General features: G+C 30.1%; 18 protein-coding genes and 1 other RNA gene. 11 read left to right on the plus strand and 8 right to left on the minus strand.

What is annotated here, in order from left to right; all coding sequences use genetic code 11:
* Positions 1-14: 14 nt before the first annotated feature.
* Positions 15-1,703 carry a M23 family metallopeptidase gene (locus ACVC3Y_RS04470; protein ID WP_452226231.1) on the minus strand — a complete coding sequence of 563 codons (1,689 nt, stop codon included), beginning with the start codon at positions 1,701-1,703 and terminating at the stop codon, positions 15-17.
* Positions 1,704-1,957: 254 nt separating this feature from the next.
* On the opposite strand from ACVC3Y_RS04470, the gene ACVC3Y_RS04475 reads away from it, so the two are divergent.
* The 4 genes from ACVC3Y_RS04475 (at position 1,958) to rny (ending at position 4,350) form a co-directional block, all read left to right on the plus strand.
* Positions 1,958-2,248: a hypothetical protein gene (locus ACVC3Y_RS04475; RefSeq protein ID WP_303424595.1), complete on the plus strand. Its 291-nt coding sequence runs from the start codon at positions 1,958-1,960 to the stop codon at positions 2,246-2,248.
* 13 nt (positions 2,249-2,261) lie between these two features.
* Positions 2,262-2,555 (plus strand): cell division protein ZapA, encoded by a 294-nt coding sequence (locus tag ACVC3Y_RS04480; protein ID WP_303424598.1) that lies wholly within the window; start codon positions 2,262-2,264, stop codon positions 2,553-2,555.
* Positions 2,556-2,611: 56 nt separating this feature from the next.
* A non-coding RNA gene (gene ssrS / locus ACVC3Y_RS04485) (6S RNA) lies at positions 2,612-2,718 on the plus strand.
* 57 nt (positions 2,719-2,775) lie between these two features.
* On the plus strand, positions 2,776-4,350 hold the full coding sequence (gene rny / locus ACVC3Y_RS04490; protein WP_303424601.1) for a ribonuclease Y: 1,575 nt from the start codon (positions 2,776-2,778) through the stop codon (positions 4,348-4,350).
* Positions 4,351-4,391: 41 nt separating this feature from the next.
* On the opposite strand, the gene ACVC3Y_RS04495 is transcribed toward rny, so the two are convergent.
* The 4 genes from ACVC3Y_RS04495 to xerD all read right to left on the minus strand — a co-directional run bounded on the left by ACVC3Y_RS04495 (position 4,392) and on the right by xerD (position 9,345).
* Positions 4,392-5,549: an ATP-binding protein gene (locus tag ACVC3Y_RS04495; protein ID WP_452226232.1), complete on the minus strand. Its 1,158-nt coding sequence runs from the start codon at positions 5,547-5,549 to the stop codon at positions 4,392-4,394.
* A gap of 294 nt (positions 5,550-5,843) precedes the next feature.
* Positions 5,844-6,992, minus strand: a complete 1,149-nt coding sequence (locus tag ACVC3Y_RS04500) for a sensor histidine kinase (RefSeq protein WP_452226233.1) — start codon at positions 6,990-6,992, stop codon at positions 5,844-5,846.
* A 194-nt stretch (positions 6,993-7,186) separates the two neighbouring features.
* Entirely contained in the window at positions 7,187-8,323 is a 1,137-nt protein-coding gene (locus tag ACVC3Y_RS04505; RefSeq protein WP_303424609.1) for a sensor histidine kinase, read from the minus strand.
* Between the two features lie 125 nt (positions 8,324-8,448).
* Positions 8,449-9,345 carry a site-specific tyrosine recombinase XerD gene (gene xerD, locus ACVC3Y_RS04510; RefSeq protein ID WP_303424612.1) on the minus strand — a complete coding sequence of 299 codons (897 nt, stop codon included), beginning with the start codon at positions 9,343-9,345 and terminating at the stop codon, positions 8,449-8,451.
* 164 nt (positions 9,346-9,509) lie between these two features.
* On the opposite strand from xerD, the gene ACVC3Y_RS04515 reads away from it, so the two are divergent.
* The 3 genes from ACVC3Y_RS04515 (at position 9,510) to ACVC3Y_RS04525 (ending at position 11,797) form a co-directional block, all read left to right on the plus strand.
* Complete coding sequence (locus ACVC3Y_RS04515) at positions 9,510-10,070, plus strand: porin family protein (RefSeq protein ID WP_452226234.1); 561 nt, start codon at positions 9,510-9,512, stop codon at positions 10,068-10,070.
* Positions 10,071-10,149: 79 nt separating this feature from the next.
* On the plus strand, positions 10,150-10,566 hold the full coding sequence (locus tag ACVC3Y_RS04520; protein WP_452226235.1) for a type II 3-dehydroquinate dehydratase: 417 nt from the start codon (positions 10,150-10,152) through the stop codon (positions 10,564-10,566).
* 70 nt (positions 10,567-10,636) lie between these two features.
* Positions 10,637-11,797: a PQQ-dependent sugar dehydrogenase gene (locus ACVC3Y_RS04525; protein ID WP_452226236.1), complete on the plus strand. Its 1,161-nt coding sequence runs from the start codon at positions 10,637-10,639 to the stop codon at positions 11,795-11,797.
* Between the two features lie 96 nt (positions 11,798-11,893).
* On the opposite strand, the gene lpdA is transcribed toward ACVC3Y_RS04525, so the two are convergent.
* From lpdA to msrB, 3 genes are all read right to left on the minus strand, one after another.
* Positions 11,894-13,270, minus strand: a complete 1,377-nt coding sequence (gene lpdA, locus ACVC3Y_RS04530; RefSeq protein ID WP_303424619.1) for a dihydrolipoyl dehydrogenase — start codon at positions 13,268-13,270, stop codon at positions 11,894-11,896.
* A 176-nt stretch (positions 13,271-13,446) separates the two neighbouring features.
* Positions 13,447-14,001 (minus strand): DUF1572 family protein, encoded by a 555-nt coding sequence (locus ACVC3Y_RS04535; protein WP_303424621.1) that lies wholly within the window; start codon positions 13,999-14,001, stop codon positions 13,447-13,449.
* Between the two features lie 87 nt (positions 14,002-14,088).
* Positions 14,089-14,571, minus strand: a complete 483-nt coding sequence (msrB, locus tag ACVC3Y_RS04540) for a peptide-methionine (R)-S-oxide reductase MsrB (RefSeq protein WP_303424623.1) — start codon at positions 14,569-14,571, stop codon at positions 14,089-14,091.
* A 160-nt stretch (positions 14,572-14,731) separates the two neighbouring features.
* Here msrB and ACVC3Y_RS04545 point away from each other — a divergent pair, with 160 nt between their 5' ends.
* The 4 genes from ACVC3Y_RS04545 to ACVC3Y_RS04560 all read left to right on the plus strand — a co-directional run bounded on the left by ACVC3Y_RS04545 (position 14,732) and on the right by ACVC3Y_RS04560 (position 21,908).
* Complete coding sequence (locus tag ACVC3Y_RS04545; protein WP_452226237.1) at positions 14,732-16,138, plus strand: glycogen synthase; 1,407 nt, start codon at positions 14,732-14,734, stop codon at positions 16,136-16,138.
* Between the two features lie 7 nt (positions 16,139-16,145).
* Positions 16,146-17,411 (plus strand): glucose-1-phosphate adenylyltransferase, encoded by a 1,266-nt coding sequence (locus ACVC3Y_RS04550; protein WP_303424626.1) that lies wholly within the window; start codon positions 16,146-16,148, stop codon positions 17,409-17,411.
* Positions 17,412-17,436: 25 nt separating this feature from the next.
* Positions 17,437-19,344 carry a 1,4-alpha-glucan branching protein GlgB gene (glgB, locus tag ACVC3Y_RS04555; protein WP_452226238.1) on the plus strand — a complete coding sequence of 636 codons (1,908 nt, stop codon included), beginning with the start codon at positions 17,437-17,439 and terminating at the stop codon, positions 19,342-19,344.
* Between the two features lie 155 nt (positions 19,345-19,499).
* Positions 19,500-21,908 carry a glycoside hydrolase family 31 protein gene (locus ACVC3Y_RS04560; RefSeq protein WP_303424628.1) on the plus strand — a complete coding sequence of 803 codons (2,409 nt, stop codon included), beginning with the start codon at positions 19,500-19,502 and terminating at the stop codon, positions 21,906-21,908.
* Positions 21,909-21,971: the final 63 nt, after the last annotated feature.

Here is a 21,971-nt window from a genome sequence, read left to right on the forward strand (position 1 = left end):
AAGATAGTTCGTTTTTATTTTCGGTAAAACATAGTTTCAAATGTAGAATTATTTCCAACATTATCCGTAACAATTAGCTTTAAATTATTTTTAGTCTCTGTGGAAACCCCATCATTAAAGTCGTAAGTTAATGTTTTTGTTTTATAATCGTACTCAGTTAAAATCCATTTTCCATTAATAGTGGCTCTATAATTGGATATTCCAGAGCCTTGATCTTCAATTTTAATTTTTAAAAACCTGTATTTGCTTAACCATTTTCCTTTAGAAAAGTTTTTTGGTTTAATAGTAGGAGCAATAGTATCTGTTGCTAATGCATATTTCCCTAAGGTTTTTGTACTAGTGGTTATTATATTTCCTTTTCTTTTTGTAGTGGAATATAGCGGATAATCATTCCAACCAACTAATCTGGCAATATATAATTTGCTAGCATCTTCGGTTGTATAACCACTTATATCATAACTAATGTCGAAATTCTTTTTTGCAGGGATTGTATTTTTATGAAGTGTTAATGTATCTTTTTCCACTTTAAAATCGATAAAAAAATCATCATAAAAAGTGTTTTTAGAAATATTTACATGAACGCGACCTTCGTTTAAATTTTCATCCTGGTTTGCATATATATAAAATGGAGTAGTGGTATCTTCCAAAGGTTCTATATCATTAGATTTTACACCTTTAATATTAATTTGCAGCCAAGCGTCGTTATCTTCAATATCTTTAACACGCACTTTATAAACAGATGATGTGTTGTCTTCTACTTCAACATAACCATCATTAGAGCTGTTATTGTACATACTCAATGGATTGTTTTCTTCTATGAATAACTTTTGAAGCCTTTGTTTTTTCGTTTTATAAAGGTCGTAATCTATTAATCTGTTTAAATGTTTAGTTTCGTTAAATGAAAATCGTTTAAAATCTAATTCAAAGCATAAATCACCATTGTATCTAGCTTGTATGTTGTAAACACCATTTTTATTGGCAGCTAAATCTTGTCTATCTATAGTAGCAATAGCAAAGCCAATTTTGCCATAAGCTTCTATGTTTTCTACAGAATATGTGCCGTTTTTATTATCTATTAAACGGAGTTTTTGCTTTTTCTTTGATTTGTTTATATGTGCATTTTCTCCAATGGCATATGCGTATACCTCTGTGATAATTGGTTTTGTACTATCTTTAATATCTAAGCCGAAAAGTAATGGATTTATAGGTCTTTCTTGGTTATCTCTTATTTCGTAGTGTAAATGAGGACCGCCAGAACTACCGGTATTTCCAGAATAAGCGATAATTTCTCCTTTATTTATTTTTAATTCTTCGGGATTAGGAAATAATTGAATTTCAAACGATTCCTCTTCATATTGCCGTTTTTTTACATACGCTTCAATTTCTTTAGAAAAACTTTGTAAATGACCATAAACCGTAGTGTATCCATTTGGGTGTGTTACATATAAAGCTTTACCATATCCAAAATGCGAAACTTTAATTCTACTAATATATCCATCTGCAGCGCCATAAACATGTAAACCTTGACGTTGTTGTGTTTTTAAATCCATTCCAGAATGAAAATGATTAGATCGTAACTCTCCAAAAGTACCAGCGGCAATTAGTGTGATATCTAAAGGAGACCTAAAATAATCTGTAGGATATATACTTTGTGCATTGCAAAGCGAAGTATAAAAGAGCATTAAAATAAATAGAATTTTCATAAAATAATTTGTGTTGCTAAAGTATTAAATTGAAATGAGCATAACCAAAAAGTTATAAAATATTCAAAAAAAACATATGTAGAATATTTTCTATAAATATAATTATTTTTTTTTATTATGGAAGAATATTTACAAATACTACTGCATTGTATTGATATCTAGCACATTTGAATGTTTTTTAATTTTATTATAAAAAACAATTGCTAATTTGCGTTAGGTATGTTAACTTTGTGAGATAAGTATTGAATTTGTAAATGAGTCATATTGAAGATATTGTAGATGCTTTAGAGAATAAAATTAGCAAAGTATTACATAAACTAGAAGTTTTAAAACAAGCTAATATTAAACTAGAGAAAGATTTACAAGCATCCAATCAAGAGCTTTTAAAGGAGAAACAACACATTGTTGTTTGGCAAGAAAAATATGAAGCACTCAAAATGGCAAATTCTTTGCTTGGCAGTGATAATAATAAAAGAGAAACTAAGCTTAAAATAAATACATTAATTAGAGAGATAGATCATTGTATCGCTCAACTTTCTGAATAATGCACATAGTTAAATGGCAGAACAGCTTAAAATAAAGCTATCTATAGCAAATCGAGTATATCCTTTAACCATTAATCCAAGTCAGGAAGAAGGTTTACGTAAAGCAGCCAAAAATATTGAAGCTATGATTACACAATTTGAGCAAAGTTATTCTGTTAGAGATAAACAAGATGTATTAGCCATGTGTGCTTTACAATTTGCATCACAAACAGAACAAAAAACTATAGATAAAGAAAATGTTAACGAACATGTACAAGATAAGCTTAGTGCTTTGAATGATTTGTTACAGGAGCATTTAAATTTATAATTCGTTCTTTAAATAAAATAAAGGTTACTGCCTGCATTAGTTATTTTTTTTGATAAACTCAACGTTAATTCTTTAAAAAGGGTGAGTTGAAGTTGTAAAAGCGAGCTACCTTGAGTAGATACTTGATCAGCTTGTTAGCCCTAAACTTGTTTTTAAGGAGTTTATACAAAACCATAAATTAATGTAGGCTTTTTTATACATTAAAACTAATTAACTAAACATGGAAAACCCAATTGTATTAGCAATAATAGGCATTGTAGTAGGTGTAATTATAGGATACATTATAGCTAAAGCATTAGAAAAAAGTAATGCATCAAAACTAATTAAAGAAGCAAAAAAATCTGCAACTTCTATTCTTAAAGAAGCAAATATTGAAGGAGAGTCTATAAAAAAAGATAAAATTCTTCAAGCAAAAGAAAAGTTTATTGAATTAAAATCGGAACATGAAAAAGTTATCTTATCTCGCGATAAGAAAATGGCAGAAACAGAAAAACGTATTCGTGATAAAGAGTCACAAATTTCTAACGAACTTTCTAAAAGTAAAAAAGTAAATACGCAAGTTGAAGCTAAAATAAAAGACTACAACCATAGGTTGGATATTATTGAGAAAAAGCAAGAAGAAGTAGATAGGTTACATAAGAGTCAAATACAACAATTAGAAGTTATATCTAGTCTTTCTGCCGAAGAAGCAAAAGAACAACTTGTGGAATCTTTAAAAGGAGAGGCTAAAAATGATGCTATGGCATTTGTGCAAAGTACGCTGGAAGAAGCAAAAATGACGGCACAGCAAGAAGCTAAAAAAGTGATAATAAATACCATACAACGTATTGGTACAGAAGAAGCAGTAGATAACTGTGTTTCTGTATTTAATATTGAATCTGATGATGTTAAAGGGCGTATTATTGGTAGAGAAGGAAGAAATATTAGAGCTATTGAAGCTGCAACAGGAGTAGAGATTATTGTAGATGATACTCCAGAAGCAATTATTTTATCTTGTTTCGATTCGGTAAGACGTGAAGTTGCACGATTATCTTTACATAAACTAGTAACCGATGGACGTATACATCCTGCTAGAATTGAAGAAGTAGTTAAGAAAACGCAAAAACAAATAGAGCAAGAAATTATTGAAGTTGGTAAACGTACTGTCATCGATTTAGGTATTCATAACTTGCATCCTGAGTTAATAAAAATGGTAGGTAGAATGAAATACCGCTCTTCTTATGGACAAAATTTACTACAGCATTCGCGTGAAGTTGCTAAACTTTGTGGTGTGATGGCAGCAGAACTTGGTTTAAACCCTAAATTAGCGAAACGTGCTGGTTTATTACATGATATAGGTAAAGTTCCTGATGCAGAAGCAGATATGGAAACACCTCACGCAATTCTTGGTATGCAATGGGCAGAAAAGTTTGGTGAAAAAGGAGATGTTTGTAATGCTATTGGTGCACACCATGATGAAATAGAAATGACTTCTTTATTATCGCCAATTATACAAGTATGTGATGCTATTTCTGGAGCTAGACCTGGTGCAAGACGTCAAGTATTAGATAGTTATATACAACGTTTAAAAGATTTAGAAGATATTGCTTTTGGTTTTCAAGGGGTAAAGAAAGCTTATGCTATTCAAGCTGGACGTGAGCTAAGAGTCATTGTAGAAAGCGAAAAAGTTTCTGACCAAAATGCTGCGGATTTATCGTTTAATATTTCGCAAAAAATACAAACAGATATGACTTATCCTGGTCAAGTAAAAGTGACAGTAATACGTGAAACTAGAGCAGTAAATATAGCGAAGTAAGTAATAATAAATATTTATATAAAAAAAGTCTAACTATTTAGTTAGACTTTTTTGTTTGGTAACTTAATGTTAAAAGTAGTTCCAACATTTACTGTGCTAGTAACATCTATAGTGCCATTAAAAGCTTCAATTTGACTTTTTATAAGATAAAGACCAACACCTTCGGAATTTGCGTTTTTATGGAATGTTCTATACAGTCCAAAAATAGCATCTCCAAATTTATCTAAATCTATTCCTAAACCATTATCTGAAAAAGTAATAATTATATGTTCGTTAGTTTTTTCTGAACTTATATTTATTATCGGATTTCTCTCTGGATGCTTGTATTTAATTGCATTAGTGAGTAAATTTTGAATAATACTTTCAAGATAGGACAAATTAAATTCTAGGTACAAATCACTATCAATTTGATTGTTAATAATAGTATTAGAGCTAATAATTTTTACTGCTAAAAGCTGTAAAGTGTTCTTTACAATGTTATTTAAATTTATTGTTTGTAAGCTTTTATTTTTAGAGTTACTTACATTAACAATCTTGTTTAAATTTGAAATTGTTTTAGATAGTGAGTTATTAACCGTTTTTAAATGATTAATAATATCCTTTTTTTCATCTTCATCTTCTGTTTCATCATGAAAACTTAAAAGGCTTTCAAAATTTGCAGTATGTGATTTTAAATTATGTGAAACAATTAGAGCAAAATTTTTAAGTTTTGTATTTTGATCTTTAATAATATTATTCTTTTCTATTAATTTAGCTTCTTGTTTTTTTCTTTCACTAATATCTATTGTTGTACCAATCATACGGGTGTGATTTCCATTTTCATCACGTTTTACAACTTTACCAATATCTTTTATCCATTTGTAACTACCATTACTAATAAGTATTCTATGTTCGCTTATATAATTAGGTGTTTTGTAGTTTAAATGATTTAGTAAATTTTCAATTACATTATCCAAATCATCCGGATGTACTTTTTCTTGCCAATTATAAGTTTCGGCATTATGGTCTGTGTTTTTAAGATCAAGTATTTGTTTAGCTTCTTTAGAGTAGTTAACTGTTTTATTAATTACATTAAAATCCCATACACCAATATTAGAGTTTTCTAAAGCAAATTTAGAAACGAATTCTTCTAATATTAATTTTGAATCGTAATCAACAATATTTGAAATATCTTGATTTGAAGTTAAAGTAGTTTTCATTTAGTAGAAATAATAATTTGGGACTCCAAAAATAAGTTATTGACTTTCATCATAACATTTAATCGGTAATTCTTGCGAATATACGATTAAAAGCAAATAAAAGCGTCTAAATACATGTTTTTTTTATTCAGATTGCTCTAAACTATAATAGTTCATGGTTAATTTGCGGTTAAACAAATAATTTTTGCAAGTAAAGTTTTAGCACGAGCTTGTTACTTTCATTGTATTTTTGTTGCAAGGGAAAATTAGCAGGTAACCTTATCATAGTGCGTTTTTGAAGAATTATACTTTAACTTAATTAGTTAAAGTAACCGTAAAAGTAGTACCTGTATTTATTTTACTGGCTACAGTAATTTTGCCGCCAAAGGATTCAATTTGATTTTTTATTAGATATAAACCTACACCTTCAGAATCTTCATTATTATGAAACGTTTTATATAAACCAAAAATAGTATTACCGTATTTTTCTAAGTCTATACCTATTCCATTATCCGATATTAATAACTCCATCCTTTTTTCTAATATATTTAAATCTATATTTACTACAGGATCTCTTTCAGGATGTTTATATTTTATTGCATTCGTTAACATGTTTTGTACAATGCTTTCAAAATAAATAGGATTATAGTTTATATATATATTTTCAGGAACATTATTGTTTATTATGGCATTGTTATTTAAAACAACAAATTCAAGGTTATTTAGAATATTATTAATTTCTTGAGCGATAAATATTTTTTCTACCCTTTTGTTTTTATTTGTTTGTACTGATACAACTTGGTTTAAATTTTTAATCGTTTTTGTTAAAGAATTAGAAGTAGTTTCAATATGCTTTACTAATTCATCTTTTTCGTTAACTGTTTCCGCTTCGTTATAAAACTCAATTAAATTTTCAAAATTACCTGCATGTTGTTTTAAATTATGTGTAACTATGTGCGCAAAATTTCTTAATTTATTATTTAATTCAGTAGCTAAGTTTAATGCCTCTTTTGTTTTCTTTTCTGCAAGTTTTATTTTTGTTATATCAGTATGTGTGCCTATTACTCTTTTAGGTTTACCATTTTCTCCTACCGAAACTATTCTGCCTTTATCTAGTATCCATTTATATGTACCATTTTTGCATTGTATTCTATGTTCACTTTCGTAAAAAGGGTTTATCCCATTAAGATGGTCGTTAAATTCTTTAAAATAATGCGCTTTGTCTTCTGGGTGAACACGATTATTCCATTCTTCAGCAGATGATCCAATTTCATGATCTTTAAAGCCTAAAATGTTTTTAGATTCTTTAGAGTATATAACTTTTTGTGTACTAGCATCATAATCCCATGTGCCAATATTAGAATTTTCTAGGGCAAACCTTAAAACTTGTTCTTTAATATTTAGTTTTGTACTTTTTTCGTTGGGGTTGGAAACTGTAGTATTCGAATTATTATTGTTTTCCATTAGAGGTCTTTAATTAGCTTTGGGAAAACAAAAATATACTCGTAGGGTTTATTCTAGTTTCTAAAAAGTGTAAAAACCTTTAAAACACGATTAAATACAATTTTTTCCGTTTAAGTACGTGTATTTGAGGTGGTAATTATTTTAAACCTTTAGAATAAAGAGTAATAACATAAATAGAGAGAGAAGAAAATAGTTTATTTATTAGTTACTGTAATGGTGAAAGCGGTTCCTGTATTCACAGTACTTGCTACAGAAATTTTTCCACCAAAGGATTCAATTTGGTTTTTAATTAGATATAAGCCAACTCCTTCGGCATCTTCATTCTTGTGAAACGTTTTGTATAAACCAAAAATATCGTTTCCAAATTTATTTAAATCAATTCCGATACCATTATCGGTGACAATTAAATCAATAGCGTCCTTTTTAAAAATAGAATCTATATTAATTACAGGGTTTCTATCTTTGTGTTTATATTTAATAGCGTTAGTTAATAGATTTTGAATTACACTTTCAAAATAGGATATATTATAATAGATAAAATACCTTTCATTTACATTATTATTAATTGTAGCCTTACTTTCTTTAATAACAAAATCGAGTGTTTTTAAAACATTATTAATTTCTTTAGCAACGTATATTCTTTCTATTTTTTTATTCTTATTTGTTTGTACAGAAACGACTTGGTTTAGATTATGTATTGTTTTAGTTAAAGAGGAGGAAAGTGTTTTTAAATGATTCATTAAGCTCTCTTTTTCTTCGCAAGTTTCGGCTTCATCATGAAATTGAAGGAGGCTTTCAAAATTGGCTACATGTTGTTTTAGGTTATGGGTAACTATATGTGCAAAATTCTTCAGCTTATTATTTTGTTCTGTTGCAATACTTAAAGCTTCAATTACTTTGTTTTCAGCAACTTTTTGATTGGTTATTTCTGTATGTGTACCAATAACACGTTTTGCAATACCATCTTTAGTGAATTCTACTATTTTTCCTCTGTCTAAAATCCACTTGTAACTCCCGTCTTGACATTTTACTCTATGTTCATTTTCATACATAGGTTTTAATCCATTGAGATGGTCTTGAAAGTCTTGATAATATTTTTCTATATCATCTGGATGTACTCTTTCATTCCAGTCGTTTATATTAGAACCAAAGGAAGTTTTGTTTTGAGTACCTATTATCTTTTTGGATTCATTAGAAAAGTAAACTTTATTCAAATCTGCATCAAATTCCCAAAAACCAATATTAGTATATTCTAATGCGAGTTTCCACTTTGTGTCATTAAGCACATTTAAAGTGTTGTTTTTTATAATTCTTGGGTTTAGAGCAGACATAGATATTATATTTAAAAATGTTTTTAGGGATATTTTTAAATTATTTAAGTCAGTTTCAACTTACATAAGTCTACTCAAATATAACAAAACACCGACTAAAAACAAATAATTATGAGCTAAAAGCTCTAGTTTCTAGGGTGATAGGAATTCATAACTTCCTTTAAATGACTTTTGTCTACATGCATATATATTTCTGTAGTTGTAATACTTTCATGGCCAAGCATAAGCTGTATTGCTCTTAAATCTGCTCCATTTTCTAACAAGTGGGTTGCAAAAGAATGCCTAAAAGTATGTGGTGAAATATTTTTATTTAAATCAATTTTTACTGCTAATTGTTTAATTATTGTAAAAATCATAGCTCTTGTAAGCTGTTTTCCCCGTCTGTTTAAAAATAAAACATCTTGAAACTCTTCTTTAATAGGACTGTGAACTCTTACTTGATTCTTGTAGATGTTGATTATCTTCTGTGTTTCTGGTACAATAGGCACAAAGCGTTGTTTGTCTCCTTTACCTGTGACTTTTATAAAGCCCTCTTCAAAAAATAAATCCGAAATTTTTAAACCAACAAGCTCGCTAACACGTAATCCACAACTATAAAGAGTTTCTAAAATGGCGCGATTTCTTTCTCCTTGCGGTTTGCTCAAATCTATAGCATTAATAAGTGCGTTGATATCTTTTTCCGATAATGTGTCTGGAAGTTTTCTTCCAATTTTTGGAGATTCTATTAGTTCTAGTGGATTTGTTTTCATGTAATCTTCAAAAACTAAGTAATTAAAAAAACTTCGTAAGCCTGATATTATTCTAGACTGCGATCTTGCATTAACATGTTTCGCAATTTCATAAATAAATTGTTGAATAATTTCTGAAGTAATTGTTAAAGGGGATTCTTGAATGCTATTTTCTTCTAAAAAACCAATTAGTTTATGTACATCTAAAGCGTAATTATCTATAGAGTTTTGCGATAAACCTCGTTCTATCTTTAAATACATTTTATAATCTAAAAGTGCTTGTTCCCATTTCATTGCTGCAAAAATAGGAATTTAGATTTTGTTCTAATTTAATTCCATTGTATTAATTCGATACCATAGTATTGTTTGCTAACAACTTGATAATCAGTTGTTTTTTTTGATGATAAGTTAAAAAAAAGTGTTAGTTTGGACTAATCAATTTTTAAAACTTATAAATTATGAGAAAATTATGTATTGCAGCTATTGCTGTATTTGGTTTATCGTTTGGTTTACAAGCGCAAGAGGTTTCTTTTGGAGCTAAAGCAGGTGTTAATTTAGCTTCCATAGATGGAGATAGTAATAATACGGATATGAAAGTAGGGTTTCATGTTGGAGGTGTTGCAGAAATTATGTTTAATGACAAGCTAGGTGTGCAACCAGAGATTTTATATTCTTCGCAAGGTGGTAAGGAAGATATTGGTGATGATAACTTTAAATATAACTTTGATTATATTAATGTTCCCGTTATGGTTAAATATTTTGTAATAGAAGGTTTAAGTGTAGAAACAGGACCACAAATTGGTTATTTGGTTAATGCAAAAGCGAAAAATGATTCCGATTCTATAGATCTTGATAACATAAAGGATATAGATTTTGGAATTAATTTTGGAGCAGGTTACAAAATGGATAGCGGTATCCTGTTTTCTGTACGTTACAACTTAGGAATAATCAATATTAACGATGGAGGTAATGATGTTAAAAATAAAGTAATTCAATTTTCTGTTGGTTATATGTTTTAACAGTAATTATTATAATATTGTAAAAGCCGAAGTTCTTGCTTTGGCTTTTTTTATACAATAACTTTTGTATTTTTACTTTATGAAGAAACTCATTATCATTAATGGTCCTAATTTAAATTTATTAGGAACTCGAGAACCAGAAATTTACGGAAGTTTATCTTTTACTGAATTTTTAGAGGAAATAATAGGGAAGTACCCACAAGCAGATCTAGATTATTACCAATCTAATGTAGAAGGAGAACTGATTAATAAATTACAAGAAGTAGGGTTTTCTTACGACGGAATTATTTTAAATGCAGCAGCTTATACACATACCTCTGTTGGAATTGGAGATGCTATAAATGCCATTGAAACTCCTGTTGTTGAAGTGCATATTTCTAACACCTTTTCTAGAGAATCATTTAGACATACCTCATATGTTTCTCCAAATGCGAAAGGAGTTATTCTTGGTTTTGGATTGCAGAGTTATGAACTTGCTATTCAGAGTTTTTTATAAAGCAATTTAGATTTTAGTGGTATGGTTTTTGTGAGGTTTTACGTATTAATAAAATACTAAAATTATAACCATGAATAACGCTAAATTAATTTTCATATTACTTCCTTTAATTTTTATTTCCTGTAAATCTGATGACGATACTATTACACCAAGTGTATTAACAGAATTAATGTATGTAAATGCATTTCCTGAATTAACTTTTAATCTACCTTTAGATATTCAAAGTTCAAATGATGGAACGGATCGTTTATTTATAGTTGAACAAGAAGGAATTATTAAAGTAATTGACATTGTGAATCCTATTGAAGCTATCACTTTTCTTGATATTTCTAGTAATGTTGATACTTCATCTTATGAACAAGGATTATTAGGGTTAGCGTTTCATCCAGATTATGAAACCAATGGTTATTTTTATGTTAATTATAATCCTAATCCAGAAACAACAAGAATTTCTAGATTTCAAGTTTCAAGTAGTAATTCTAACATGGCAAATATGAGTACCGAATTAATTGTTTTAGAATTTTATCAAGATACAGGTTTACATAATGGAGGTCAATTAGTTTTTGGGCAAGACGGTTATCTTTATATTTCTTCTGGAGATGGAGGAGTACGTGAAAATGGTCAAGACCTTTCATCATTAACAGGAACAATTTTGAGAATTGATGTAGATAATACTGATAGTGGAATGAATTACGGTATACCTATAGATAATCCATTTACTGGTAATGTTTCTGCACGAAACGAAATATTTGCTTATGGTTTGCGTAATCCTTGGAGAATAAGCTTTGATAATACAACAGGTAAACTTTGGACTGGTGATGTAGGAAATGGTCAACGAGAAGAGATAGATATTATTGAAAGTGGAGGCAATTATGGGTGGAGTATCTTTGAGGGAACACATTGTTTAGATGGTCCTTGTGATACTCCAAATTTAATAGGACCTATTTATGAGTATGAACGAATTGGAACAGAAAGTATTGCTATTACTGGTGGTTATGTATATAGAGGAAGTTTGAATGTAGGTTTAGTTGGAAAATATATATATAGTGATTCTTCTACAGGAAAAATCTGGGCATTAGATACAAATTCTCTAGAAAATGAATTACTTTTTGAAACAGAAATGAACATAGCTACTTTTGGAGTCGATAAAAATAAGGAATTGTATTTTGGAGATTATAATTTTATTGAAGGAGGAAAAATTTATAAATTAGTACAACAAGAAGTTGAGTAATAACGGATAACTAGATAGTTAAAAAATTAAACTCTACAAATAAAAAAAGTTCCTGAATTTTCAGGAACTTTTTTTATTATTTAAAGATTTTATAATCTACAAATGTATCACTTCATCATAAGCAGCAGCTACAGCTTCCATAACCGCTTCACTCATGGTTGGGTGTGGATGAATAGCTTTTAATACTTCATGACCTGTAGTTTCCAACTTTCTACCTAAAACAGCTTCGGCAATCATATCTGTAACTCCAGCTCCAATCATATGGCAACCTAACCATTCGCCATATTTAGCATCAAAAATAACTTTTACAAAACCATCTTTTGCTCCAGAAGCACTTGCTTTACCAGAAGCAGAGAATGGAAATTTACCAACTTTAATATCGATACCTTTTTCTTTTGCTTGTTTTTCGGTTAAACCTACAGAAGCAATTTCTGGAGTACAATAAGTACAACCAGGAACGTTCCCGTAATCTAAAGCTTCTACATGCTGTCCCGCAATTTTTTCTACACATAAAATAGCTTCTGCAGAAGCAACGTGTGCTAAAGCTTGTCCAGGAGTAATGTCTCCAATAGCATAATAACCAGGAATGTTTGTTTGGTAGAAATCGTTAACTAAAACTTTATCTCTATCTACAACAATACCTACGTCTTCTAAACCTATATTTTCTATATTCGATTTTATACCAACAGCAGATAATACAATATCGGCTTCTAATACTTCTTCTCCTTTTTTTGTTTTAACCGTAGCTTTTACTCCTTTACCAGAAGTATCTACACTAGTTACTTCGGCAGAAGTCATAATGTTTATACCTCCTTTTTTAAAGCTACGCTCTAATTGTTTAGAAACTTCATCATCTTCAACAGGTACAATTCTATCTAAATATTCAACAATAGTAACGTCTGTTCCTAAAGAGTTATAAAAATATGCAAACTCTACACCAATTGCTCCAGAACCTACAACGATCATTTTCTTTGGTTGCTCTGGTAAAACCATTGCTTCTCTATAGCCAATTACTTTTTTACCATCTTGTGGTAAACTAGGTAACTCGCGAGAACGTGCTCCAGTTGCAATTATAATATGATCGGCACTATATTCTTTGCCATCTACATCGATCTTTTTTCCAGTTTTTAGTTTCCCAAAACCTTCAATAACATCAATTTTATTTTTTTTCATTAAAAACTTAACGCCATTACTCATTCCTTCAGCAACACCACGACTACGTTTTACAACAGCATCAAAATCTTTATCAAAACCTGCTACAGAAAGTCCATAATCTTCTGCATGTTTCAAATATTCAAAAACTTGGGCAGACTTTAAAAGTGCTTTAGTAGGAATACAACCCCAATTTAGGCAGATACCACCAAGGCTTTCTTTTTCAACAACAGCGGTTTTAAAACCTAATTGAGATGCTCTAATAGCAGCTACGTAGCCTCCAGGACCACTTCCAAGTACAATTATATCGTATTTACTCATTGTGTGTTTTTTAATCGTTTTATAAAGCAACGAATTTACAAAACAAAGCCGAAATAATAAATTGATGCTTCATTTTTATTTGGGCGTGACCTAAAGGTCGGGCTATACACTGTATCTTTTGCTATAAAAAAGCAAAAGGATGCCGTTTCTATCCCTCACGCGAATGCTAGAATGGTTTATAAATCGTCGGTAAAATGTTTTCTTTCTTTTTCTTTCGAAAATTTTTCTTCATTATAGGAAATAGATTCCCCTTTAGCAATAGATAAGGTTTGCCAATTGCTTCCTTTTAAAAGTTTTCCTAAAAAAACTATTTGTCCAATATGGTAAGAGTAGTGTGCAAGTTGTCTGTTAATGGCTTCGGTTACAGTATGTCCTTGGTTTCGTATGTAGATAATAGATTCTAAATCTATAGTCTTTAATGGAGTAATTGCATTAAATAAACAATGCCATCCACTTTCCCAAGAGGCAACAAGTTGTTCTTTTGTAGTATAAGTATCATTAAATTCATCATCTCGTTTACGCCATGTTTTTTCACCATCTTCGGTCAAAAAGTTAGTCCAACGCGATAACATATTACCAACAATATGTTTTATTAGAATAGATATACTATTAGAATCGACATGTACTTGCCATTGTAATTCTTCAAAAGAAAGTTGGTTTATGGTTTTATCACCTAATGACTTATAATATTCAAATTGTTTAATAGTACTCGATAAATAGGAGTTTTTCATTGTATTAAAAATGGATTACCTAAAATAAACAATCTAAAGGTATAAAAAAGAAAGGGAATTATTTATAGAATTTATTCTGTTATTGCTTTATTCTATTGGGACAAATACTAAAGCATCACCATTAATACAATGGCGTTTACCGGTAGTTTTTCTAGGGCCATCATTAAATACATGACCTAAATGACCACCACAGTTAGCACAATGTTCTTCATCTCTAGAATACCCCAATTTGTTATCAGAGCCATATGCAACATTTCCTTTAATTTCTCTGTCAAAACTTGGCCAACCTGTTCCAGAATCAAATTTGTGTTCGCTTTTAAACAAAGCAATATTACAAGCTGCACAATGGTAAGTTCCTTTTTGGTAGTTTTTGTTAAGCGGACTAGAAAAAGGGCGTTCGGTTCCTGCTTCTCGCAATACATAATATTGTGCTTCAGTTAGCTCCTTTTTCCATTCTATATCTGTTTTTGTAACAGGGTACTTTTTTTTAGTATTCGAATCACTTTTCTGTGCAGAAGAATTGCAACTAAAGAAAATACCAATAAGACTCACTAATAAATACTTTTTCATGTTTAAATATATATTGTTTTTGTTTCTTTAATAGGTCGTAATAAAAACGACTTCATTACGAAATCGTTTTAGTTTTAACTTTATATTTATTATTTCCTAAAAAAAGGATTGTATTAATAATAAATTACTAAATTAGAAGAGTAAAATTGAACATTATTTAATGAATATAACCCATATTAGTGCAGAATGTTATCCTATTGCTAAGGTTGGAGGCTTAGCAGATGTTGTTGGTGCGTTACCAAAATATCAAAATGAACTTGGATTAAAAAGTAGTGTTATTATGCCTTTTTATGACAATAAATTTAGCAAAGAGAACGAATTTGTATCTATCTATAAATCAGAAGTTTTACTCGGTATTTATGATCATAAATTTGAAGTATTAAAGCTTAAAAAAAACATATTAGAATTTGATGTTTTTTTTATAGATATTCCAACTTTACTTTTTAAAGATTATGTGTATTCGTATGAAGATACTGATCGTTTTTTGGCATTTCAAATTGCAGCTCTAGATTGGATGCTTGCTCTAGAAGATAAACCAAACATTATACATTGCCATGATCATCACACCGGACTTGTTCCTTTTATGTTACAAGAAAGTTTTAAATATACATCCTTAAATAAAATTCCAGTTATTACTACCATTCATAATGCACAATACCAAGGATGGTTTGCTTATAATAAATTGCATTTAATTCCACCTTTTGAAATGAATAATGCAGGTTTATTAGATTGGAATGGTATGATTAATCCACTTGCAGCTGCAATAAAATGCGCATGGCGAGTTACCACAGTTTCTCCAAGTTATATGGAAGAATTGAAAGTAGAAGCTAATGGTTTACAAGATTTATTAAAACAAGAAAGTCAAAAATGTGTTGGTATTTTAAACGGAATAGACATAAAAGTATGGAATCCGGAAACCGATGTATATATTATTGAAAATTTCTCTGAAAAAAACGTAACTTTAGGAAGAGGTAAAAATAAAAACTGGTTGTGTGAAACTTTTAATTTAGATAAAACAAAACCTTTATTTGCTTTTATTGGAAGATTAGTAGGTGAGAAGGGAACCGATTTACTTCCAGAGGTTTTTGATACTATTTTAAAAGAAAAAGAATGTAATATTCTTCTTTTAGGCTCAGGTCATAATGAAGTGGAAGAACAGTTAAACGCATTAAAAGAACATCATAAAGGAAACTACGATGCTTTTATTGGCTACGATGAAAAACTATCGCATATTATCTATGCAGGAGCAGACTTTTTATTAATGCCTTCTCGTGTAGAACCTTGTGGATTAAACCAAATGTATTCCTTACGATACGGAACCATTCCAATAGTAAGAAGTACAGGAGGATTAAAAGACACAGTTATAGATATTGAAGATAAAAACGGATTTGGTATTTGCCATAACGAGGTAACAGTTTTGCAAATAGAACAGGCAATAAAAAGAGGTGTTTCGTTATATAATAATCAAGAACGATTTAAAGAAATTAGAAAAAACATAATGAAAATTGATCATTCCTGGGATGCATCAGCAAAAGAATATATTAAATTGTATAATTCAATAAACTAACAAAACTATGATTAATGATAAGGTGTTATCTATTATTTTAGGTGGAGGACAAGGCTCCAGATTATATCCATTAACTGCAGACAGATCTAAACCAGCTGTTCCAATAGCAGGAAAATATAGATTGGTCGATATTCCAATTTCTAACTGTATTAATTCCGATATTAAAAGAATGTATGTTTTAACACAGTTTAATTCAGCTTCTTTAAATAAACATATAAAAAATACCTATCACTTTAGTTTCTTTAGTTCAGCTTTTGTAGATGTTTTGGCTGCAGAGCAAACCATGCAGAGTGATAAGTGGTTTCAAGGTACTGCAGATGCAGTAAGACAAAGTATGCATCATGTTTTAAGTAATGATTTTAAATATGCTTTAATACTTTCTGGAGATCAATTGTATAATATGGATTTGCAAGATATGATCGATAAGCACGAAGCAAGTAATGCAGAAATTACTATTGCAACTTATCCTGTAAATGCAAGTGATGCTACAGGTTTTGGGCTTTTAAAAACTGATGATGATAATATTATTACTTCTTTTATAGAGAAACCAGCTGCCGATTTATTACCAGATTGGACATCAGATGTTAGTGAAGATATGAAAAAAGAAGGTAGAAATTATCTAGCTTCTATGGGGATTTACATTTTTAATAGAGATCTTTTAGTCAAATTAATGGAAAATCCTGATACAAACGATTTTGGGAAAGAAATTATTCCGCAATCTATTCATGAGCATAAAACACTTAGTTATCAATATGAAGGATACTGGACAGACATTGGAACCATTGAATCTTTTTTTGATGCTAATTTAGGTCTAACAGATGATATTCCTAAGTTTAACTTATATGCAGACGATAGAGTATACACAAGAGCAAGAATATTGCCTACTTCTAAAATTTCTGGAACACTTTTAAATAAGACTGTAATTTCAGATGGTTGTATTATACATGCAGCTAAAATTGAAAGAAGTGTGATTGGTATTCGTTCTCGAATTGGTAAAGAATCCGTTGTCTTAAATACTTATATGATGGGTAACGATTCTTATGAATCTTTAAAAACAATTGAAGAAAATAAAATTGTAAACCTTTTAGGGATAGGAGATAGATGCTATATAAATAATTGTATTGTAGATAAAAACTGTAGAATTGGTGATGATGTTAAAATAGAAGGTGGTAAACATTTAAAAGACATTGAAACCGATGATTATTTAGTAAAAGATGGAATAGTTGTTATTAAAAAAGGAGCAACAATTCCAAAAGGAACAATCATAAAATAATAGTATACTTACCTAAAAACAACATATGTCTAAAGTAATAGCGCATAGCTTATTTACAGATTTTGATATTAATTTATTTAAATCCGGAAAACATTATAAACTTTACGAAAAATTTGGATCACATATAACCACTTTAAATGGAGTAGAAGGAACTTATTTTTCAGTTTGGGCACCAACAGCAAAATACGTTTCGGTTATTGGTGATTTTAATTATTGGCAAGAAGGAGAACACCAATTAAATGTACGTTGGGACGAAAGTGGTATTTGGGAAGGTTTTATTCCAAACATAGGTAAAGGAACTACCTATAAATATAAAATTGAAAGCCATAATAATGGTATTAAAACCGAAAAAGCAGACCCTTATGCTAGACGCTATGAACACAACCCAAAAACAGCATCTATAGTTTGGGAAGATGAATATGGTTGGAAAGATTCTAAATGGATGAAATCTCGAAAGAAAAAAAATGCATTAGATGCACCATTTTCTGTTTACGAAGTGCATTTAGGTTCTTGGAAAAAACAAATCGAAGAAAATCGATTCCTTTCTTACGTAGAATTAGCAGATCAATTAGTGAATTATGTAAAAGAAATGAACTTTACGCATGTAGAGCTTATGCCTATTATGGAGTTTCCTTACGATCCAAGTTGGGGCTATCAAGTTACTGGCTATTTTGCACCAACATCAAGATTTGGTTATCCAGAAGAATTTAAACTTTTAGTCGATAAATTACACCAAAATGATATCGGCATTTTATTAGATTGGGTACCATCCCATTTTCCTGAAGATGCTCACGGTTTAGGCTTTTTTGATGGTTCTTGTTTATACGAACATCCAGATAAACGCAAAGGCTATCATCAAGACTGGAAAAGCCTTATTTTTAATTACGAACGTAATGAGGTAAAATCTTTTCTAATTAGCAATGCTTTGTTTTGGTTAGACCAATATCATGCAGACGGATTACGTGTAGATGCTGTAGCATCCATGCTATTTTTAGATTATTCTAGAGAAGATGGTGAATGGGAACCTAACCAATATGGAGGTCGTGAAAATTTAGCAGCTATTGCTTTCATGAAAGAATTAAACGAAGCTATTTACGGTACATTTCCAGATGTGCAATCTATAGCAGAAGAATCTACATCTTTTCCAGGTGTTTCTAAACCAGTGTTTTTAGGAGGATTAGGATTTGGAATGAAATGGATGATGGGATGGATGCACGATACACTTCAGTATTTTGCTAAAGAACCAGTATATAGAAAACACCATCAAAACGATTTAACTTTTAGCATGACTTATGCATTTTCCGAAAATTTTATGCTACCATTAAGTCACGATGAAGTAGTCTATGGTAAAAAATCGATACTAAATAGAATGCCGGGAGACGAATGGCAAAAATTCGCTAATTTACGTTTGTTATATAGTTATATGTTTACGCATCCAGGAACAAAACTATTGTTTCAAGGAGCAGAATTTGGCCAAAGTGAAGAATGGAATTTTGAAACAAGCTTAGATTGGCATTTATTACAATACAAACCTCATAAAGGTGTACAAAAACTAATAAAAGACTTAAATGCGCTCTATAAATTAGAACCCGCTTTACACCAAAATCAATTCACACAAGATGGTTTTGAATGGATAGACTATAACGACGCCGAAAATTCGGTTCTAGTATATATTAGAAAAGGAAAAAAAGCAAAAGATAATTTAATTATTGCTTGTAATATGACTCCTGTACCTAGAGAGAATTATCGTATTGGGCTTCCAAAAAAAGGAAAACTTAAAGAAGTTTTTAATAGCAACGAGAAAGAATATTTTGGAACTGGAGATTTTAAGAATAAAGTAGTAACATCTCAAACAAAAAATTGGCAGTTTAGAAAGCATTCTGTTGCAGTTAATATTCCTCCTTTAACCATGGTTGCTTTTAAATATCAATAAATATATATCTCATTTTAAGGCTTACATATTAGATATTTAATAAAAAAATGAAACTAAAACGATGTAGTTAACAATTAGTTATAACTACTATTGCTTTAGTTTTTTTTTCACCATTATTTTATGTTTTTTTACATACCTATTTAAAAGATTACTTGATGATTGTAAATACAGAATTAGAACAAAAAGGGAATTTATTTCCTTCGAAAATTATAAAATTTAAAAAAGATGTAGACACATTATTCTTTTATACAGAGAACAATGTAATACTACAATTAAAAGTATTAAGAGATAGTGTATTTCGTTTTCGATATACAACAACTGGAACTTTTGAAAACGATTTCTCATATGCTATAACCAAATATGCAAGTACTGGTTATAATAAGCTTGAAATTGAAGAAAAAGAGGAGTATTATGAAGTTTCTACTTTAAAATTAATTTGTAGAATTTCTAAAGAAAATTTAGGCGTTTCTTTATATGACGCTTTAGATATGACGCTTGTTAATCAAGATGAAATTGGTTTTCACTGGGAAGAAAGTTATGAATTTGGTGGGAACATTGTAAAAATGAGTAAAGTGGTTAACGAGCGTGAAAGTTATTTTGGGCTTGGTGATAAACCAGAACATTTAAATTTAAAAGGAAAACGATTTCAAAATTGGGTTACAGATTCTTATGCTTTTGGTAAAGAAACAGATCCTATTTATAAAGCAATTCCGTTTTTTACAGGATTACATCACAATAAAGCCTACGGAATCTTTTTTGATAATACTTTTCGTTCGTATTTCGATTTTGGTCAAGAAAGAAGAAATGTAACTAGTTTTTGGGCGCAAGGAGGAGAAATGGATTACTATTTTATCTATGGACCAAAAATTCAAACAGTTGTAGAAAAATATACAGATTTAACAGGTAAACCACATCAATTGCCTCCACTTTGGGCTTTAGGATTTCATCAATGTAAATGGAGTTATTACCCGGAAGCTAATGTAAAGGAAATCACCAATAAATTTAGAGAACTACAAATACCATGTGATGCTATTTATTTAGATATCGATTACATGGATGGTTTTAGATGCTTTACTTGGAATAAAGAGTACTTTCCAGATCCCAAGCGTATGGTAAAAGAATTAGCAGATGATGGTTTTAAAACCGTTGCTATTATTGATCCAGGAATAAAAATTGACGACGAATATTCGGTGTTTAAAGAAGCACTAGATAAAGATTATTTTTGCAAACGTGCAGATGGTCCATATATGAAAGGTAAAGTTTGGCCTGGAGAATGTTATTTTCCAGATTTTACAAAACCTGAAGTTCGTGATTGGTGGTCAGGATTATTTCAAGAGCTTATTGAAGACGTAGGTATTCAAGGTGTTTGGAATGATATGAATGAACCAGCAGTTATGGAAGTGCCAAATAAAACATTTCCTGACGATGTACGCCATGATTATGATGGTAACCCTTGTAGCCATAGAAAAGCACATAATGTGTATGGTATGCAAATGGCAAGAGCTACGTATCATGGTTTAAAAAAGTTTAATTATCCAAAACGACCATTTGTAATTACTAGAGCTGCATATTCTGGTACTCAACGTTATACTTCTACTTGGACAGGTGATAATGTTGCAACTTGGGAGCATCTATGGATTGCAAACGTACAAGCACAACGTATGTCAATGTCTGGTTTTAGTTTTGCAGGTAGTGATATTGGAGGGTTTGCCGAACAACCTCAAGGCGAATTATTTACACGTTGGATTCAATTAGGAATTTTCCACCCTTTTTGTCGTGTGCATTCTTCTGGAGATCATGGTGATCAAGAACCATGGGCTTTTGATGAGGATGTAACAGATATTGTTAGAAAATTTATTGAATTAAGATACCAACTACTTCCATATTTATATACCTGTTTTTGGAATTTAGTAGAACATGGTACACCAATTCTTCAATCTTTAGTAATGTTCGATCAAGAAGATACGCAAACACATTATAGAACAGACGAATTTGTTTTTGGTAATCACATATTAGCATGTCCTATTTTAGAACCTAATGCTAAAGGAAGACGCATGTATATACCAAGAGGTAATTGGTATAATATATGGACAGACGAGATCGTAGAAGGAGGTAAAGAAAAATGGGTAGATGCAGAAATAGATAGTATGCCAATTTTTATAAAAGCAGGAGCTGTTATACCAAAATATCCGGTACAACAATATGTTGGTGAAAAAAATATAGAAGAACTTACTCTAGATATTTATTATACAGAAGGAAAAGAAAGTTCACAATTATTTGATGATGCACATGATGGTTATGATTATACAAAAGGACGTTATAGTTTTAGAACTATTAAACTTACTGGTAAATCTAATGAGCTAATTTTGCAACAACATAAAGAAGGAAAATATGAAGCATCTTACCAATCGTTCAAATTAAATATTCATGGCCTACCTTTTAAAATTGAAGAAATAGAGGTTGACAATGAAATAATTCCATTAAATCATTTACATGAAAATGGAACTTCTTATATGTTAGTAGATAAGAATTTTAGTGAAATTCATATAAAGGGAAGTCGTTAATAGGATTTATTTGTATTCTATCGATATTGTTGCTATTAATATAGTGTTGTTGTATACTGATTT

The sequence above is a fragment of the Lacinutrix cladophorae genome, from assembly GCF_053604645.1.

What these genes read in the sequence shown, in the direction of transcription:
- ACVC3Y_RS04470 (WP_452226231.1), bottom strand. Translation starts at nt 1,703, where the DNA reads ATGAAAATTCTATTTATTTTAATGCTCTTTTATACTTCGCTTTGCAAT.
- ACVC3Y_RS04475 (WP_303424595.1), top strand. Translation starts at nt 1,958, where the DNA reads ATGAGTCATATTGAAGATATTGTAGATGCTTTAGAGAATAAAATTAGC.
- ACVC3Y_RS04480 (WP_303424598.1), top strand. Translation starts at nt 2,262, where the DNA reads ATGGCAGAACAGCTTAAAATAAAGCTATCTATAGCAAATCGAGTATAT.
- rny (WP_303424601.1), top strand. Translation starts at nt 2,776, where the DNA reads ATGGAAAACCCAATTGTATTAGCAATAATAGGCATTGTAGTAGGTGTA.
- ACVC3Y_RS04495 (WP_452226232.1), bottom strand. Translation starts at nt 5,549, where the DNA reads ATGAAAACTACTTTAACTTCAAATCAAGATATTTCAAATATTGTTGAT.
- ACVC3Y_RS04500 (WP_452226233.1), bottom strand. Translation starts at nt 6,992, where the DNA reads ATGGAAAACAATAATAATTCGAATACTACAGTTTCCAACCCCAACGAA.
- ACVC3Y_RS04505 (WP_303424609.1), bottom strand. Translation starts at nt 8,323, where the DNA reads ATGTCTGCTCTAAACCCAAGAATTATAAAAAACAACACTTTAAATGTG.
- xerD (WP_303424612.1), bottom strand. Translation starts at nt 9,345, where the DNA reads ATGAAATGGGAACAAGCACTTTTAGATTATAAAATGTATTTAAAGATA.
- ACVC3Y_RS04515 (WP_452226234.1), top strand. Translation starts at nt 9,510, where the DNA reads ATGAGAAAATTATGTATTGCAGCTATTGCTGTATTTGGTTTATCGTTT.
- ACVC3Y_RS04520 (WP_452226235.1), top strand. Translation starts at nt 10,150, where the DNA reads ATGAAGAAACTCATTATCATTAATGGTCCTAATTTAAATTTATTAGGA.
- ACVC3Y_RS04525 (WP_452226236.1), top strand. Translation starts at nt 10,637, where the DNA reads ATGAATAACGCTAAATTAATTTTCATATTACTTCCTTTAATTTTTATT.
- lpdA (WP_303424619.1), bottom strand. Translation starts at nt 13,270, where the DNA reads ATGAGTAAATACGATATAATTGTACTTGGAAGTGGTCCTGGAGGCTAC.
- ACVC3Y_RS04535 (WP_303424621.1), bottom strand. Translation starts at nt 14,001, where the DNA reads ATGAAAAACTCCTATTTATCGAGTACTATTAAACAATTTGAATATTAT.
- msrB (WP_303424623.1), bottom strand. Translation starts at nt 14,571, where the DNA reads ATGAAAAAGTATTTATTAGTGAGTCTTATTGGTATTTTCTTTAGTTGC.
- ACVC3Y_RS04545 (WP_452226237.1), top strand. Translation starts at nt 14,732, where the DNA reads ATGAATATAACCCATATTAGTGCAGAATGTTATCCTATTGCTAAGGTT.
- ACVC3Y_RS04550 (WP_303424626.1), top strand. Translation starts at nt 16,146, where the DNA reads ATGATTAATGATAAGGTGTTATCTATTATTTTAGGTGGAGGACAAGGC.
- glgB (WP_452226238.1), top strand. Translation starts at nt 17,437, where the DNA reads ATGTCTAAAGTAATAGCGCATAGCTTATTTACAGATTTTGATATTAAT.
- ACVC3Y_RS04560 (WP_303424628.1), top strand. Translation starts at nt 19,500, where the DNA reads ATGATTGTAAATACAGAATTAGAACAAAAAGGGAATTTATTTCCTTCG.